This is a genomic window from Alkalidesulfovibrio alkalitolerans DSM 16529, from assembly GCF_000422245.1.
Classification (GTDB): Bacteria; Desulfobacterota; Desulfovibrionia; order Desulfovibrionales; family Desulfovibrionaceae; genus Alkalidesulfovibrio; species Alkalidesulfovibrio alkalitolerans.
The window spans coordinates 125,795-139,622 of record NZ_ATHI01000004.1 but is presented as its reverse complement, the minus strand read 5'-3'; the positions used below and the strand labels follow the sequence as shown (position 1 = coordinate 139,622).

The window sequence follows — 13,828 nt, the reverse complement described above, 5'->3', positions numbered from 1 at the left end:
TCCAAAACAAAAACACGGCGGCCGGGCCGGGAGGTTCCGGACCGGGGCCGCCGCGCGAGGGCAGGACGGGGAAAGGCTCAGGCCGCGTCGGGAACGACCAAGCCGTCGTCGATGGTGATGCGCCTGCTGGCCTGGGCGGCGTATTCCGGGTCGTGGCTGACCATGACCACGGTGACGCCCGTGGCGTTGATGCGCTTCAAAAGCTCCATGATCCCCCGGCCCGTGGTCTTGTCCAGGCTGCCCGTGGGCTCGTCGGCGAAGAGCACCGAGGGTCCTGCCGCCAGCGCCCTGGCGATGGCCACGCGCTGCTGCTCGCCGCCGGAGAGTTGGCCCGGCAGGCGGTCCTGCTTGCTCGCGAGCCCCACCAGGGACAGCACCTCGCGGGCGCGCTCGCGGCGCTTTTCCGGGATCGGGGAAAGCCCCTTCATGAAAGGCAGGAGCACGTTTTCGAGCGTGGTCAGGTAGGGAAGCAGGTGGTGCATCTGAAAGACCATGCCGAAGTCGCTTCCCCGCAGGCGGTTCAGTTCCGTCTCCGTGGCGCGGGTCAGGTCCCGGCCCTGGTACACGAGCTCGCCGGAATCCGCCTTGAGCAGCGTGGACAGGACGTTCAGAAGCGTGGACTTGCCCGAACCCGAGCGGCCCACGATGCACACGAACTCGCCCTCGGCCACGGACAATGACGCGCCGCGCAGGGCCGGGGCCTGGGCGGCCTCGCCCCGATATGACTTGACGATCTCGCGGGCTTCGAGAAGCGGGGTCTGCATGACGGATTCTCCCATGAATATTGCCAGGAACAGATGGTGCTTTTGGGCGGCCTGCTACAGCATGACCAGGGCCTGCGACGGCTCCACCCGCGCGGCCTTGAGCGCCGGAGGCAGGGCGGCCAGGGCCGCGAGAAGCGGCACCACCACAAGCGCCAGGACGAAGTGCAGCGGGTCGAAGGTCGCGATGGCCGCATCGCCAAGACCGACGAGCCCGGCCAGACGCTCGGAGGCGAACATCCCGCCGATCTGGCCGAGCACGCCCGCCACGAGCCCCATGCCCACGGCTTCGAGCGAAAAGACCGCGAAGACGCTGCCCTTGGAGAAGCCCAGGGCGCGCAACAGGCCTATTTCGTGGATGCGCTCGTTGACCGAGGTGAAGATGGACAGTCCGATCATCACGCAGGCCGTGAGCAGAATCACGGCCGATATCCCGGCCGCGAGCCTCTGCACGAAATCCACGGTCATCATGCGCTCGCGCACCACCTGCTGCATGGTGATGACCTCGGCATTGGGCAGGGCGGCTTCGAGTTGATCCGTGATGTCCTCGATGGGACAGCCCGCGCACAGGGCCGCGATCTCCACGAAGTGGGCCGCGCCGGGCTTGCCCGTCGCGTCTTGCAAGGCCGTGATGTCCGCGAAGATGACGTTGTCGTCGTCGCCGCCAGTGACGTTCAGCACCCCGGCCACGACGAAGGGGCGATCCATGAGGACGACTTCCGAACCCGGCGAAAGTCCGAGCGCGCGGGCCGCATGCGCGCCCGCGAGGACGTGGAAAGGCTCCTTGGGCATCTCGCCCTCTGGCCACCAGTAGCTCTTGATGCGCAGCTCCTGGTCGAAATCCACGCCGATGACGCCCACGCTCTGCCCGTCCACCTGGGCCAGCAGGGCCAGCTTGGGGGCCACGGCGGCCAGACGGTCGCGATGGTGGATGGAGCGGATGGCGGCCACCGTGGCCTCGGCGTTCAGCGCGCCCACGTCGTAGGAAACGTCGCCGAGTTGCATGCCGCCGTAGCTCACATGCAGGCTCTCGCGCTTGGGCGTGACCAGAATATTGGCCCCGTAGGCGCTCATCTTGGCTTCGAGATTGTCCCCCACCTGGGTGGAGAGCGTGGCCAAGGCCGAGACCGCGGCCACGCCCGCCGCGAAGACGAGGATCATCAGGGCCGTGCGCAAGGGCTTGCGGCGCAGATTACGCCAGGGAATGAGCAGAATGCCCATGACGCCCGCCTAGAAGAAGCCCGCGCCCGTGCGCAGGGCGGCTTCCGTGATCACGACGTTCTTGCCTTCCACGGTCGAAGGCAGCGGCGCGGGGTTGCAGCCGCCCGAGACGTCGCCCACGCGCATGACATGAAAGCGCATGCCGCAGTAGACGCAGACCATGAAGTCTCCGTCCTGGGCATAGCCCTTGTGCGCGTGCCAGCACACGTCGCAGGCGTCGAAGGCCGTGCGCACCCGTCCGTCGGGCGTCTTCAGGGCGAACAGCTTGATGGTCTTGCCGTCCAGCGGCACGGTGAAGAATCGCGCCTCGCCCGTCTTCAGGCCGTCGAGCGGGATGAGCGCCTTGCCGTCGGCCAAGGTCAGGCTTTTGCCGGAACTGAAGAGGCCGAAAAAGGCCTGTCCCGGGACGGCCGATACGGCCAGAAACGCGGCAAGAATCAGGCTGATTGTGAAAATGCGGGGCATGGAGCCTCCCTTCCTTGAACCGCCGTGGCGGCTATTCCATACTTTTTTGGTCATAATTTTGATGTCGCCGAATTCTTCTCATAATCACCCAGGCGCGACCTGACAAGGTTAGGAGGTGTCTTGTTCCGAACGGAACGAAATCGGGGAGAGAGGTCGCACGAGTTGGGCTTACGCCCCGGAATGCTCCTCCGAATCGGAATCGAGCGGGAAGAGAACCTTGAACGACGCTCCGCGCGCTCCCCGGTTCCCGATGTCCAGCCTGCCGCCAAGCTGCGAGACGAGCCCGAACACGAGTTGCATGCCAAGCGAAGTTGCTCCGCGCGCGTCGAACCCCTCGGGCAAGCCTTTTCCGTCGTCCTCCACCAGCAGTTCGGCCTCCTTGCCGCGTCGGGCAAGAAGGATGCGGACCCTGCCCTTGCCACTCGCCACGAAGGCGTGCTTGAGGGCGTTGGTCACCAATTCGTTGACAAGGAGCCCAAAGGGAATGGCCGTGTCCAACGGGAACCGCATGGACTCCGTTTCGGCCGCGACCTCCACGTTGCCTGCCTCGGCCCTGTACGAGGCGGCGATCTGCTGCACCAGGGTCGGCAGGTAGTCGCGCATCTCAATCTCGCCCAGATTCCGCGACATGTACAGCCGCTCGTGGACCAGGGCCATGGCCCGCACACGGGCGTGCATGCGGCGCATGGCGTCGGCCCCCTCAGCGCCTACCTCAGCCTGTTGCAGGCTGATGAGGCTCATGACGACCTGCATGTTGTTCTTGACCCGGTGATGGATCTCGCGCAGCAGCATCTCCTTCTCGGCCAGGGAAGCGCGGATGGTCTCCTCGGCCGCAGCCTGCTCGTCGTGCCGCCTGGCTAGGCTTTCGGCCATGGCGTCGAAGGACCGCGCCAGTCCTTCCAACTCGCCCCCCAGATCGCCCAGGCCGGTGCGGGCGTCGAAATCGCCGCGTGCGATGCGCTGGGCCGTCTCGCTGATGCGCTCGATGCGTCTGGCGACGATCGCGCCGCCTCCGACCCAGGCCAAGGCGAGGGCCAAAAGCGCCGCAAGACCGACCAGCAAAAGGTTTCGCCGCGTGAGCGCAGCGGCCTCCGCATAGGCTTCGGCCTCGGGCACGCCGACAACGATGTGCATGTAGGGCTCGTCCAGGGGCGAAAGTCGCAGCTTTCTCCAGGCATAGATGCGGCGCACGCCGTCCGAGCCTTCCTGGACCGTGAGTCCTTCCGCCCCGCCGCTGGAAATGGCCTGCCAGACTTCTCCCCGGATGGGTTGGCCGGGCGGATTTGTAGCCGTGGGCGGCCAATAAAACAGCCTGATGCCCTTTCCGTCGAGAACGCCCAGAACGACGTTGTCGGCCACATTCAAACGCTGCACACTCTCGGCGAAGGAGGCCAGACGCAAGGCGACGATGAGCACGCCTCTCGCCTCACCATTGGCGTCGATGAGCGGAAGCGAAAAGGGGAAGGCCGCCTCGGAGGCCGTACGGCTGACGATGAATTCGCCTGCGGCGAAGTCTTTGCTGCGGATCGCGTCCTGAAAATGCTTACGGTCTGCGAGGTTGATCCCCACGAAGGGCGTGCCCGCAGCCACTATGTCGCCCGTGGTGTCGGTGGCTACGATGTTCACGTACAAAGGATTCTCGCTCAAGAGACGGGCGAAGAGCGCGCTCATGGCCTCGTGGTCGAAGGCCTCCACTTCGGGGACGCGCGCCAGGGTGGCGAGCAGCGTGCGCGTCGATTCCGTGGTGCGCTCCTGTAGCTCGGCCAGACTGACGGCGAGATTCAAGGCGCGGCTTCGGGCCTCGGCCTCGGCCGCCTCGCGTTGTTGCAGACCCGTGCGCCAGATGATGAACAGCGCTGGCAGAACGGCCAAGAGCACAACCAGAGCGATGCCGCGTCGTATGGAGTAGAGTTTTCTCAGTCGCATGGGTGCCGGGTCTTGGTGTCGCGCCACGCGGATCCTGCATGACGCTCGCAAGATATCGCCATATCATTACGGGTTGTGCTCGCATAGACCGAAAAAACGTTTGCCTGGAAAAAATAATCCCGCCTCCCGAACCCGGCGCACGGCGGGTTCGGGAGGCGGGGGAACAGTTTCGCGCGCCTCCGGATGCAAGGCGCGGCCCGGTGCGGCCTGCTCTATCCGGCCATGGATTTAAGGCGTCCCGCCAGTTCGGCCAGGGTCTGCACGTCGCGTGAGGATTCGTCCACGGCCTGCGCGGTCTCGTCGGCGATGCGCGAGATGTCCGCGATGCTGCGGTTGATCTCCTCGGAGGTCGCGGACTGCTGCTCGGCGGCCGAAGCGATGGAGTGCACGCGATCCGTGGTCTGGGCCACGAGCCTGACGATCTCGGCCAGCGACTCGCCTGCGTGGCCGGCCAGTTCCGTGGCGGCCTCCACGGCCTTGGCCGCGCCATCCACGTCGCGCACGTTGCGCTTGGCCCCTTCCTGGATGGAGGTGATGGCCTCGCCCACTTCCTTGGTGGCGTTCATGGTTTTCTCGGCGAGCTTGCGCACCTCGTCCGCGACCACGGCGAAACCGCGTCCGGCCTCGCCCGCTCGCGCCGCCTCGATGGCTGCGTTCAGAGCCAGCAGGTTGGTCTGGTCCGCGATGTCCGTGATGACGTTCATGATCTGGCCGATGCCCTCGGCCATGCGCCCGAGTTCGCCCATGCCGTCCTTCATGGACAAGGCCTGCTGCCGCACCTGCCCGATGGCCGCGACCACGTTGGCCACGACCTTGGCCCCGGCCTCGGCGCGCTTGCGCGCGTCGCCGGCGAATTCGGCCGTCTCCGAGGCGTTGCGGGCAACTTCCATGACCGTGGAGTTCATCTCGTTCATGGCTCCGGCCGTACCCATGACGTGATCGCGCTGGCGCGCGGCGTCGGCCGTGATCCGCTCGAAGGCCTGCGAGAGGTGCCCGGCGGTCGAGGAGACGCGGCTGGCGGCCTCGGATATCTCGGCGTTGACCTTTTCCAGACGCTCCATGTTCTCCGTCAGCAAACGCTCCTGCAAAACCATCTCGGTCACGTCTCGCGCGACCTCCACATAGCCGACCTTGCGGCCGTGACAGTCGTGCACCACGTCGCCCGTGGGCTTGATGAAATGCGGCTTCTCGCTGCTGCCGATGTTGATGACCTCGGCCGTGAAGAAGCCCTGTATCTGCTTGGCCTGGTGAATTGGGCAGTTGTCCGTGCCGCAGGACTCGGTCCTGAAGAGGTCCGCGCAACGGTGTTTCTTCATTTCTTCGAGCGACTTGCCGAGCAATTTCTCTGTGGCTTTGTTGGCCATAAGCATCTTGAAATCGTCGTCCACGGCGAAGATCGGGTCGGGCACGGCGTTGAGCATGTTCACGTACCCCTCGGACTCGCACATCACGGCGTCGATCTTGCGCATCAGCCGGTTGAACCAAGTTGCCAGTTCACCGATCTCGTCCCTCTGGCGCACGTCGATTTCCTGTTTCAGGTCCGCCTTGTCCTGGGCGATGTCCTGGATGACGCCCACGATGCGGCGCACCGGCGAAAGCACGTAGCGGGTCACGAGCACGGCCACGAGCAGACCCGGGATCACGAGCAAGGCGACCATGACGCCGACGACGACGTTTTTGACTCCGCCGATGATGCCCTGCGCGGCCGCCGTGTCGAGCGCGTGGACGATGACGCCGATCTGCTCGCCGCGGTAATCGCGGACCGGGAAGCCGGACAGCGAAATGCTCCCGTGATCCTCGATGGACGGGGCGGACGCAGCCTTGGCCAGGAAAGCGGCGCTCACCAGAGCACCGAGGCTCGTGTCGCGCATCTGCGTGACCTGCACGAAGCGGCCGTCGAGCACGGGATTCTTCGCAGGGTCCTGCAAGCTGGTTGCGATGGAGAGCAGGTCCGCGTTCATGTAGAGGATGAGGTTGCCTTCGTCCGCGGCGGCGCTGGCCAGCACGGCGTCGAAATCGGCCAGGGCCTCGACCGAGCCGAGCTGTCTGCCGGACGTGTCCTTGATGGGCGCGAGGCCCCGGATGGCGAAACCGCCCCGGCCGACCTCGATTCCCTTGACCGGCCGTCCGGTGCGATTGACTTCGATGACTGTGGGGCGAAACGACTTGAGGTCGTCGGAAACGTCCACCCAGCGATCGCCCACGCGGTGGTTTTTCTCACGCCACAACCGCACCAGGCTTCGCGCCGTGGGCAGATGGAAGTGCAACTCCAGGTTCTTGCCGAACACGGCCTTGTATCCGGCGGCCGCGCCGGAAAGCTTGGCCCTGAGCATGGCGCGCGCGGTCTGGGCCAAGGGGTCGTTCTCATCGTCGAGATTCCCCATGTGCGCGAATTCGTACGCTTCGAGCACGTCGGGAAGCTGCGAGAAGGAGGACGCGAGTTCAAGGGCGGCGGTCGCGGCTTGGTCGATGCCGTTTTGCACCTCCCGGGCCTTGGCCTCGGCCTGTTCGCGCACGTTCATGACGGTCATTTCGTCGAGCTGACGCGTGACGACCACGAAACTCACGACGCCGAGCACGAGCACTGTGACCACGAGCGGCAGAATGAACTTTAACCTGATGCCCATGACCTTCCCCCAAAGCGCGTCGCACCTTCAGGGCGCGCTCGCCGGTTGCCGCCCTTTTCAGACTTTTGCGGGCGGATATTGACCGATATATTGCGAGGAATAGCAACCTGCTTATTCGATGCAATGATAAGATTAGGCTTGTGAAAAATAGGCCGCACAGCGAATGCGGGGGGCGCTCGCTTGCGCTAAAAATCTCGACCGCTCGGGATGCCCGAGGCCTATCGTTTCAGGGCGGAGCTTCAGGGGGACTTCAGGGGCAGGGGCGTCAGGCGTGGAAGACGGACGCGCTTGAAAGAGGCGGCGCGGGAACGGTTCGGACGTGGGGGACAAGACCAACCGGCAACGGCCGCGACTCCCATGTCAGTCCTGGAAACGAGGACGCGGGCAAGAGCGTGGCTTCGTCGCCGGTCTCCCACAGGCCCAACTCCGCGTTGCGGCGCGGCAGGCCAGGATGCAGGCGGAGTCCGCCGTCCTTGTCGCGGGCGAGGTAAAGCGGCATCGGCACTCCTTCAAAATACGAAGTGCCACTTTATATTCTACGAAACCGAACAAAAGCAAGCAATTTTGATCGATCATTCCGAAATGGCGGGAAGCTCATTCTCAGCGCGACGGCCGGGCGCGTACAGAAAACGCTACAGGCAGCTCGGCAAATCCCGGCGCTACTCGAGTTCGCGCGCGGTCCACAGGCAGCGGCCGCGGATGCGGAAGTGCTCGCCCCTGGGCACCGGGGTCTCGACGCCGCCATTGTCCGAGACAAGGATCACCCCCGAAGACCCCATGCGCAACCGCTTGATGCAGATGCCGTCGCCGACCTCCACGAGAAAGACGCGGCCCTCGGCAAAACCGGTGCGCGACTCGTCGCAGAGCACGATACTGCCGTCGGGGATCGTGGGATGCATGGAGTCGCCGTCGGCCCGGACCACGACCATGCGCTCGGGGTTGCCTTTGGTACGCAGCCAGTCGGTGCGAAACGCCAAGTGTGACTTGACCTTGCGAGAGGTGCGCTGACTCTCGCCACCCATGCTTGGCACGGCCTCGAGGAACGGCACCGGGGTTATGCCTTCCCCGCCGTAGGCTGACAAGGGCTCGGGCAAGGGAAAGGCGGCCTTGCCCTCGCTCGCGCCCTTGAACATGGCCCGCCCCATGGCCAGCATCTCCTCGTAGGGCACGCCCAGGAAACTGGCGATGTAACGCCGCGTTTCCTCTGTGCCGCCGCCCCGGCCGTGCTTGATGTCGGCGATGTAGGACGATTCCTTGCCCAAGGCCTTTGCCAGCCGCGCCTGCGTGCCGCGCGGCCGCTCGCCAAGCAGCCGCTTGAGCGCGGCGCCGAATATTTTGCCGGTGCTCAGGTCGTACATAATAAAATCTTACCAGATTATTTCGCACAAGGCCATTCGAAATTTCAGAATCTATCGCTTGCATTTTGCGATTTAATAGAATAATCTTTCTCGACCATGCACGCGGCTCACCGGCGCACCGCTTTTTGCCCGGGATGTGGCCGTATCGTTCGTGAACCGGCGTTCGCCCTCGTTGGACACAGGGTCTTACGCCAAGAATTCGAGGGGGTTACACAGATGCAAAAGGCCACACCACAAACGCCGCAGGCTCACACACGCATGCCGCATGCGCCGCTTGAGCCCCTGCAAAACGCCACTCCAGGCACCGCCGCACTAATCGGATACCAGCCGAGACACTTCGATCTCGCCGAACTCGTGCCGCCGGAGATGCACCGTGCGCAGTCCGCCGAGCGGCTGTGGGGATTGCTCGACGCGCGCATGCTGTGGAGCATCGACGCCCTGCGCGACATCTACGGCCCGATGGTCTGCAACACCTGGGCCGCGGGCGGCGAGCACCGCTACCGGGGGCTCCGGCCCCACGACTGCTCCGTGGGCGCGGCCCTTTCCGACCACAAATTTGGGCGAGCGGTGGATATCGTGCCCGTGCGGACCACGGCCGAGGCCATCCGGGCCGACATCAGGGACGCCGAGCGGCGCAGCGGAGAGAACCCGGCCTTCGCCTGGATCAGCGTGGTCGAGACGAACGTCTCCTGGCTTCACCTGGGATTTCGCAACCACCCGCGCGACGCGCGCGGGATTCTCTGGGTGGAGGGATAAACCATGCCGATCGTGCTCATCGGCCGCAAGGCCATCGCCCAAGCCATCGGCGTCGGCTACAACACCATCCCGCACTTGGCGGAAAAGGAGGGGCTGCCCGCCTGGCAGGACGGCGGCCGGGGCATCTGGAAGGCCCTGCCCGACGACCTGACTCAGTGGCTACGCCGTCGCCGCCGCCGCTCCCGCACCGTCCGGCGGACATCGCCAACGTCCCGCTCTTCCGGCCGCGCATCCTGACCGCTTTTTCCACATTCTTCTTGTCCACTCCCAGCAGCCCGAACAAAGATGACCGAAAGCGGCCCCGCGTAAATGGGGCCGCTTTCGAGTTGCCACCACGTTTCGCCTGCCAAGCCGCACAAGGGGCTCCGGAAGCCAGGCGCAAAAAATCTTCAAGGCTGCGGCATGATGCCGGGAACAGAAAACACGCACGAATTTGGATATTTTCGCGGCACCTCACACATGGCGCCGTTTCAGTGGCCTGAGCGCGCGATGCGCATCCCGAAAATAAACTCCGGCAGACAGCCCCGGCCGTTGCGCATCAAGCCAAGGCCCTCGCGCTCCTGCCCCTTCCGGCCGTCTGGACGACCCGGCTGATCTCGCCGATGGAGTTCAGGACCGGCTTGCTGAAAAACACGTTCCTTCCTTCGGGGAAAACGCCCTCCCCTATCCCGCGCAGATCGTGGTGCGCACTGATGAAAAAGAATCTCGACCGCCCCGCCACCCCTCTGGCGCGTTCGATCAGACGCATAAGCTTGCAGGCCGTGACGCCATCGATTCCAGGCATGATGATGTCAAGGATGACCACGTCGTAAGGCGCACCTTCATCGATGGCCTTCCCGAACATGTCCAGGGCCTCTTCGCCGTCGTTCGCCGTGTGCACGGTGCTCGACCGGCCAAGGATCTTCTCCAGGACCGTCCTGTCCATGCGGTCGTCATCTGCGATGAGCATGCGCATCGGGCCTCCTCGCCGCGCCATGGAACAAAGGGGCAGGGCACTTCCAGAATAAACCAGAAATCAGTCATGCTGACAAGTGTGCGATCGGCTGCAAACAGCGTGAAACAAACCTTACGAGAGCAACTGCGGCGTGATCCATGAACCGTGGATGAACGAAAACGACTGCGGTGCAAGGCACTCGGGGCGGGGGCGAAAGCGGGGATCGAAAATGTGGGAAAAATACAAGAACGCGAGCCGAAAATATTTTTTTCACCGGCTTTCATCTGCCCCGACTTTGGCCACCCAGACCGAAAACGACCGGAACCGACAACATGCACGGCCCCCCTGGGGAACGCCCGAGCGCGGGGCACGCGGACGCGGGAAAATCTCTCAATCGGACTGTCGGGCGCGCTCCTCGCGCACAATGTCCAGGATATACTGGCCGTAACTGTTCTTGCTCATCTCGCGGCCCAATTCCTCCAGCGCGTCCAGCCCGATGAAGCCCATGCGGTAGGCGATCTCCTCGATGCAGGCCACGACCACGTCCTGGCGCTGCTGGATGACCTGCACGAATCCGGCCGCCTGATGCAGCGACTCGAAGGTGCCCGTGTCGAGCCAGGCGTGGCCGCGTCCCAGGAATTCCACGCGTAGTTCGCCGCGCGCCAGATAGGCGTTGTTCACGTCCGTGATTTCAAGCTCGCCCCGAGACGAAGGCAAAAGCTCCTTGGCGATCTGAACCACCGTGTTGTCGTAGAAGTAGAGCCCCGTGACCGCGTAGCGCGACTTGGGCTTGCTTGGCTTCTCCTCGATGCTCTTCACGCACCCGCTCGCGTCGAACTCCACCACGCCGTAGCGTTCGGGGTCCTTGACCTTATAGCCGAAGACGATGCCGCCCTTAATCAGCCGCGCGCACTCCTGCAGCTTCCGCGACAAGCCGTGGCCGTGGAAGACGTTGTCGCCGAGCACGAGGCAGACCGGGTCTGGGCCGATGAAGTCCTCGGCCAGGATGAAGGCCTGGGCCAGCCCCTCGGGCCGGGGTTGCTCGATGTAGGTCAGCGAGAGGCCGAGTTGTTCGCCCGTGCCGAACATGCGCTCGAAGCGCGGCAGATCCTCGGGCGTGGAAATCAGGGCGATCTCACGAATGCCCGCAAGCATGAGCACGGAGAGCGGATAATAGACCATGGGCTTGTCGTACAGCGGCAAAAGCTGTTTGCACACGCCCCGCGTGATGGGGGAAAGCCGTGTGCCCGATCCACCGGCCAGAATGATGCCCTTCATGCTCTCTCCTTTCTCCTCCGACGCTCCCGCGCCCTTGCGGGGCCGGGTTCCTTGCCATGCGCGCGAGAGCGTTCTATATTACCTGAAGCTGAAAACATGCAATATTTTCTGCTCCGAAGTGTCACGACTGGCCCGCCTCTCGCAAACCACGGCGGCCAAGCCGCGGGAACAAAAGGCCTTTAGCCTCGTGCTCCCGGCAATACCTGCAAGCAACAGCGAACCGCAACCCCGGGAGACCAATGGCGCGCGGACCCTTTGTCCATCTTCCCCTGGCCGGGCTGGTCATGATCCTCTTCTTCGTGGGACTCATATTCCTGTTCGTCATCATCCAGGTGGGAGCCATCACCATCGCTTTCGCCAAGCTCGGCCTGACGCCACAACAAGGCTTCATGCTGCTTCTGGCCACCTTGATCGGGGCGGCCGTTAATCTGCCGCTGCTCCGCACCGGCCGCCAGGTGCGCGTCTGTGTCCCCGACCTCTCGGCCCTTTTCCGCCACCAGCGCGGCCCCTGGATGCGCTGTGAGGAGGGCCGCCTCGTGGATCAGACCATTGTGGTGAACATGGGCGGCTGCCTGATTCCCTGCCTGCTCTCGTTCTGGCTCGTCTCACGCATGGGGCTGACCGTTCCCTTGATCGCGGCCACGGTCCTGGTCAGTCTGGTGTGCTACAAGCTGGCCAGACCCGTGCAGGGCGTGGGCATCGGCATTCCCATTCTGGTGCCGCCCCTGATCACGGCCCTGGCGGCCATCACCCTGGCCCCGCCCGACCACGCCCCGGCCGTGGCCTACGTGGCCGGGTCCATGGGCACGCTCATCGGCGCGGACGTGCTGCACCTCATGAACAGACGGACCATGAGCGCGCTCGAGGCCCCCACGCTGTCCATCGGCGGCGCGGGCACCTTCGACGGCATCTTCATCACCGGCATCCTGGCCGTGCTCCTGGCCTGACGCCATGCGCCAAAAACCCCTGGTGGTCATAAGCGCCTGTCTGGCCGGGCAGCGCACCCGCTACAACGCGGCCCTGATCCATTCGCAGCGACTGATCGACTTCCTCACCGAGCGCTTCCGGCTTTTCCCCGTCTGCCCCGAGGTGGAGGCGGGCCTGCCCGTGCCGCGCGAGCCCATCAACCTCCACGGCTCTCCCCTCGCTCCCTCGCTGATCGGGGTGCAGACCGGCGCGGACTACACCTTCCGCGTCACCGAGCGCTGCCTGGAAATACTGGATCATTTGGAGCACGACCCGCCCTCGGGCATGGTACTAAAAAGCCGCTCGCCGACCTGCGCCGCCGTGACCCCGATTCCGGTGCACGACACCATGGCTCGGCCCTCGGGCCAGGCTTTGGGCGTATTCGCCCGGCTGGCCCGCCGCCGCTTTCCCGACGTGCCCGTGGCGGACGAACGCATCCTGTCCTTCTCACCGGCCCTGGACGGCTTTGCGCGCGTGGTCGGCGCCAAGGCCTATACCGAGGCCGCGCCCCCGGAGGAGAACTCATGATCGAGTGCGCGACCATCGGCCTGACGGCCCCCGAAGGCCTGGCCCTGGACGCGGGCGACATGTGCGCCCTGGCCAGCGCGCCGCTGTTCCACGCGCCCGTGCCCGTGCTGATCTGCGACCCGTCCGGCCCCTGCCTTCGCGCGGGCCAGACTCTCTCGCGCGACGGCCAGCCCGTCTTCAGGGTCGCGGGCCGCATGGTCTGGCCCATGGACAGGCCCGCGCCCGTGGTCGCGGCGCTGACCGCGCTTCGCCCCACGGCCCTTCCGGGCCAGGCGGAGTTCAGCGTGGCCACGGACGGCTTCTCCCTGGCCTGGATCACCCTTTCCGACAAGGGCAGCCGGGGCGAACGCGTGGACGCCTCCGGCCCCCTGATCGAGGAGATGGCCCGCGCCGACATGCCCGTGAGCATTGCGCGCGGCCAGGTCATCCCCGACGACCTCGGCCTTTTGCGAGGCCTCCTGGCGACGCTCGCGCTCATCGAGGGCTTCGACGTCATCCTGACCACCGGCGGCACGGGCCTTGGCCCGCGCGACATCACGCCGGAGGCCACCTTGCCGCTCATCGAAAAGCGCCTGCCCGGCTTTGAACGGGCCATGACCGCCGTGTCGCTGCAAAAGACCCCGCACGCGGCCATCTCGCGCGCCGTGGCCGGGACCATCGGGCAGAGCATCGTGGTCAACCTGCCCGGCTCGCCCAAGGCCGTACGCGAGACGCTTCAGGCCATTTTGCCAGCCCTGCCCCACGCCGTGGAGAAGCTGCGCGGCGACCCGGCCGACTGCGGGGGATAGCAGGTCGTTGCGAGCGGCACCGCCTCGCAGACCGCTCAAAAGCGTCAGATGCAAGACGCAAGAAAAATTCAAGTCCGACGCGCATTACCAATACACGAAGGTTTGAACTTTTCGCGGCAACGCAGCAGGTGATGTTTTGGGGGCGGCCAGCCGGTCTCCGGGGGAGTGGTGTTCACAGACAAAAAGAAGTATGTTTTTTTCGCGCCTGACAAGGCCGACG

14 protein-coding genes are annotated in these 13,828 nt (G+C 65.0%); 5 read left to right on the top strand and 9 right to left on the bottom strand.

The features are described 5' to 3' along the window. Positions 1–77: 77 nt before the first annotated feature. From DSAT_RS02720 to DSAT_RS02690, 7 genes are all read right to left on the bottom strand, one after another. Positions 78–764 (bottom strand): ABC transporter ATP-binding protein, encoded by a 687-nt coding sequence (locus DSAT_RS02720; protein ID WP_020886053.1) that lies wholly within the window; start codon positions 762–764, stop codon positions 78–80. A gap of 54 nt (positions 765–818) precedes the next feature. Next, on the bottom strand, positions 819–1,982 hold the full coding sequence (locus DSAT_RS02715; RefSeq protein ID WP_020886052.1) for an ABC transporter permease: 1,164 nt from the start codon (positions 1,980–1,982) through the stop codon (positions 819–821). Between the two features lie 9 nt (positions 1,983–1,991). Continuing rightward, positions 1,992–2,447 (bottom strand): DUF2318 domain-containing protein, encoded by a 456-nt coding sequence (locus DSAT_RS02710; RefSeq protein ID WP_020886051.1) that lies wholly within the window; start codon positions 2,445–2,447, stop codon positions 1,992–1,994. Between the two features lie 168 nt (positions 2,448–2,615). Next, complete coding sequence (locus tag DSAT_RS02705; RefSeq protein ID WP_020886050.1) at positions 2,616–4,373, bottom strand: sensor histidine kinase; 1,758 nt, start codon at positions 4,371–4,373, stop codon at positions 2,616–2,618. A gap of 212 nt (positions 4,374–4,585) precedes the next feature. Beyond that, positions 4,586–7,000 carry a methyl-accepting chemotaxis protein gene (locus DSAT_RS02700; RefSeq protein WP_020886049.1) on the bottom strand — a complete coding sequence of 805 codons (2,415 nt, stop codon included), beginning with the start codon at positions 6,998–7,000 and terminating at the stop codon, positions 4,586–4,588. A 265-nt stretch (positions 7,001–7,265) separates the two neighbouring features. Continuing rightward, the gene (locus DSAT_RS02695) at positions 7,266–7,499 is read right to left on the bottom strand and encodes a hypothetical protein (protein WP_020886048.1); all 234 of its coding nucleotides are present in this window, start codon (positions 7,497–7,499) and stop codon (positions 7,266–7,268) included. Between the two features lie 160 nt (positions 7,500–7,659). Then, entirely contained in the window at positions 7,660–8,358 is a 699-nt protein-coding gene (locus DSAT_RS02690) for a S24 family peptidase (RefSeq protein ID WP_020886047.1), read from the bottom strand. A 258-nt stretch (positions 8,359–8,616) separates the two neighbouring features. Between DSAT_RS02690 and DSAT_RS02685 the strand changes: the two genes are divergently transcribed. Together DSAT_RS02685 and DSAT_RS02680 are read left to right on the top strand one after the other, a co-directional pair. Further along, positions 8,617–9,114, top strand: a complete 498-nt coding sequence (locus DSAT_RS02685; protein ID WP_152490210.1) for a peptidase M15 — start codon at positions 8,617–8,619, stop codon at positions 9,112–9,114. Between the two features lie 3 nt (positions 9,115–9,117). Further along, positions 9,118–9,351 carry a hypothetical protein gene (locus DSAT_RS02680; RefSeq protein WP_020886045.1) on the top strand — a complete coding sequence of 78 codons (234 nt, stop codon included), beginning with the start codon at positions 9,118–9,120 and terminating at the stop codon, positions 9,349–9,351. A gap of 301 nt (positions 9,352–9,652) precedes the next feature. Here DSAT_RS02680 and DSAT_RS02675 read toward each other — a convergent pair whose 3' ends face one another. Then, positions 9,653–10,063, bottom strand: coding sequence for a response regulator (locus DSAT_RS02675; protein ID WP_161656087.1), 411 nt, complete (start codon positions 10,061–10,063; stop codon positions 9,653–9,655). 375 nt (positions 10,064–10,438) lie between these two features. Continuing rightward, positions 10,439–11,326, bottom strand: coding sequence for a glucose-1-phosphate thymidylyltransferase RfbA (gene rfbA, locus DSAT_RS02670; protein ID WP_020886043.1), 888 nt, complete (start codon positions 11,324–11,326; stop codon positions 10,439–10,441). Positions 11,327–11,565: 239 nt separating this feature from the next. On the opposite strand from rfbA, the gene DSAT_RS02665 reads away from it, so the two are divergent. From DSAT_RS02665 to DSAT_RS02655, 3 genes are read left to right on the top strand one after another with little or no spacing between them, the layout of a single operon-like run. Further along, positions 11,566–12,273, top strand: a complete 708-nt coding sequence (locus DSAT_RS02665; RefSeq protein WP_020886042.1) for a DUF1614 domain-containing protein — start codon at positions 11,566–11,568, stop codon at positions 12,271–12,273. Positions 12,274–12,277: 4 nt separating this feature from the next. Beyond that, entirely contained in the window at positions 12,278–12,820 is a 543-nt protein-coding gene (locus DSAT_RS02660) for a 2-thiouracil desulfurase family protein (protein WP_020886041.1), read from the top strand. Beyond that, on the top strand, positions 12,817–13,608 hold the full coding sequence (locus DSAT_RS02655) for a MogA/MoaB family molybdenum cofactor biosynthesis protein (protein ID WP_020886040.1): 792 nt from the start codon (positions 12,817–12,819) through the stop codon (positions 13,606–13,608). Before DSAT_RS02660 ends, DSAT_RS02655 begins: the two co-directional genes overlap by 4 nt. Positions 13,609–13,828: the final 220 nt, after the last annotated feature.

Coding starts and splice junctions, on each gene's coding strand:
- DSAT_RS02720 (WP_020886053.1), bottom strand. CDS start 764: ATGCAGACCCCGCTTCTCGAAGCCCGCGAGATCGTCAAGTCATATCGG.
- DSAT_RS02715 (WP_020886052.1), bottom strand. CDS start 1,982: ATGGGCATTCTGCTCATTCCCTGGCGTAATCTGCGCCGCAAGCCCTTG.
- DSAT_RS02710 (WP_020886051.1), bottom strand. CDS start 2,447: ATGCCCCGCATTTTCACAATCAGCCTGATTCTTGCCGCGTTTCTGGCC.
- DSAT_RS02705 (WP_020886050.1), bottom strand. CDS start 4,373: ATGCGACTGAGAAAACTCTACTCCATACGACGCGGCATCGCTCTGGTT.
- DSAT_RS02700 (WP_020886049.1), bottom strand. CDS start 7,000: ATGGGCATCAGGTTAAAGTTCATTCTGCCGCTCGTGGTCACAGTGCTC.
- DSAT_RS02695 (WP_020886048.1), bottom strand. CDS start 7,499: ATGCCGCTTTACCTCGCCCGCGACAAGGACGGCGGACTCCGCCTGCAT.
- DSAT_RS02690 (WP_020886047.1), bottom strand. CDS start 8,358: ATGTACGACCTGAGCACCGGCAAAATATTCGGCGCCGCGCTCAAGCGG.
- DSAT_RS02685 (WP_152490210.1), top strand. CDS start 8,617: ATGCCGCATGCGCCGCTTGAGCCCCTGCAAAACGCCACTCCAGGCACC.
- DSAT_RS02680 (WP_020886045.1), top strand. CDS start 9,118: ATGCCGATCGTGCTCATCGGCCGCAAGGCCATCGCCCAAGCCATCGGC.
- DSAT_RS02675 (WP_161656087.1), bottom strand. CDS start 10,063: ATGCTCATCGCAGATGACGACCGCATGGACAGGACGGTCCTGGAGAAG.
- rfbA (WP_020886043.1), bottom strand. CDS start 11,326: ATGAAGGGCATCATTCTGGCCGGTGGATCGGGCACACGGCTTTCCCCC.
- DSAT_RS02665 (WP_020886042.1), top strand. CDS start 11,566: ATGGCGCGCGGACCCTTTGTCCATCTTCCCCTGGCCGGGCTGGTCATG.
- DSAT_RS02660 (WP_020886041.1), top strand. CDS start 12,278: ATGCGCCAAAAACCCCTGGTGGTCATAAGCGCCTGTCTGGCCGGGCAG.
- DSAT_RS02655 (WP_020886040.1), top strand. CDS start 12,817: ATGATCGAGTGCGCGACCATCGGCCTGACGGCCCCCGAAGGCCTGGCC.